The organism is Fredinandcohnia onubensis, from assembly GCF_002734215.1.
Classification (GTDB): Bacteria; Bacillota; Bacilli; order Bacillales; family Bacillaceae_L; genus Ferdinandcohnia; species Ferdinandcohnia onubensis.
The window spans coordinates 1-782 of record NZ_NSEB01000037.1 but is presented as its reverse complement, the minus strand read 5'-3'; the positions used below and the strand labels follow the sequence as shown (position 1 = coordinate 782).

At 52.7% G+C, this 782-nt stretch carries 8 tRNA genes; all 8 read right to left on the bottom strand.

Annotated elements, in window-relative coordinates:
* Positions 1 to 28: 28 nt before the first annotated feature.
* The 8 genes from CKK03_RS23465 to CKK03_RS23430 all read right to left on the bottom strand — a co-directional run bounded on the left by CKK03_RS23465 (position 29) and on the right by CKK03_RS23430 (position 742).
* A tRNA-Ala gene (locus tag CKK03_RS23465) sits at positions 29 to 104 on the bottom strand.
* 11 nt (positions 105 to 115) lie between these two features.
* A tRNA-Pro gene (locus CKK03_RS23460) sits at positions 116 to 192 on the bottom strand.
* Positions 193 to 195: 3 nt separating this feature from the next.
* A tRNA-Arg gene (locus tag CKK03_RS23455) sits at positions 196 to 272 on the bottom strand.
* Positions 273 to 286: 14 nt separating this feature from the next.
* Positions 287 to 375, bottom strand: a tRNA-Leu gene (locus tag CKK03_RS23450).
* Positions 376 to 386: 11 nt separating this feature from the next.
* Positions 387 to 461 (bottom strand) — tRNA-Gly (locus CKK03_RS23445).
* A gap of 4 nt (positions 462 to 465) precedes the next feature.
* Positions 466 to 546 (bottom strand) — tRNA-Leu (locus tag CKK03_RS23440).
* Positions 547 to 560: 14 nt separating this feature from the next.
* Positions 561 to 636 (bottom strand) — tRNA-Lys (locus tag CKK03_RS23435).
* A gap of 30 nt (positions 637 to 666) precedes the next feature.
* A tRNA-Val gene (locus tag CKK03_RS23430) sits at positions 667 to 742 on the bottom strand.
* Positions 743 to 782 lie beyond the last annotated feature (40 nt).

Below are 782 nucleotides of genomic sequence, written 5' to 3'. Positions count from 1 at the left end.
TGTATTGTGTTCAGTTTTCAAAGAACTTTGGTGGAGCCTAGCGGGATCGAACCGCTGACCTCCTGCGTGCAAGGCAGGCGCTCTCCCAGCTGAGCTAAGGCCCCGTAATTTATAATGGTCGGGAAGACAGGATTCGAACCTGCGACCCCTTGGTCCCAAACCAAGTGCTCTACCAAGCTGAGCTACTTCCCGTAATGGCGCGCCCGAAAGGAGTCGAACCCATAGCCTTCTGATCCGTAGTCAGACGCTCTATCCAATTGAGCTACGGGCGCATAATTTATTAAAGTGGTGCCGAGGACCGGAATCGAACCGGTACGGTAGTCACCTACCGCAGGATTTTAAGTCCTGTGCGTCTGCCAGTTCCGCCACCCCGGCAAGTAATGCCATGGAGCGGAAGACGGGATTCGAACCCGCGACCCCCACCTTGGCAAGGTGGTGTTCTACCACTGAACTACTTCCGCATAATGCGGGTGAAGGGACTCGAACCCCCACGTCAAAGACACTAGATCCTAAGTCTAGCGCGTCTGCCAATTCCGCCACACCCGCATATTTAATTTAAATGGTGAGCCATGAAGGACTCGAACCTTCGACCCTCTGATTAAAAGTCAGATGCTCTACCAACTGAGCTAATGGCTCGTACATAATATAACTTGTACAATTTGAAAATGGTGGAGGATGACGGGATCGAACCGCCGACCCCCTGCTTGTAAGGCAGGTGCTCTCCCAGCTGAGCTAATCCTCCATTTTTTTCAGCCTAGCGACGTCCTACTCTCACAGGGGCA